Here is a 235-nt window from a genome sequence, read left to right on the forward strand (position 1 = left end):
TACCGAACGCGTGCAACTGCTGGAAGCGGAATTGACCGGTCGCGTGCCCGCGCTGCCGGGCGGTCTGGTCGAAGCATGGCCGACGCTGCGCGTGGCGGTGAACGACGACAGCGTGGGCACCTGGTTCATCGACGCAGTTGCGCCGTTTTGCGCCGAGCGTCAAATGCTGCTCGACCTCGTGATCGACGATCAGGACCACACCGCGCAGCGGATTCGCGACGGCAGCGTGCAGGGC

At 66.8% G+C, this 235-nt stretch carries 1 pseudogene; it reads left to right on the top strand.

Going from position 1 to position 235, the window contains the following annotated elements:
• A pseudogene (locus SB822_RS61060) lies at positions 1-235 on the top strand (ArgP/LysG family DNA-binding transcriptional regulator); the annotation flags it as partial.

This window comes from Paraburkholderia sp. SIMBA_054, assembly GCF_046534875.1.
GTDB classification, from domain to species: Bacteria; Pseudomonadota; Gammaproteobacteria; order Burkholderiales; family Burkholderiaceae; genus Paraburkholderia; species Paraburkholderia hospita.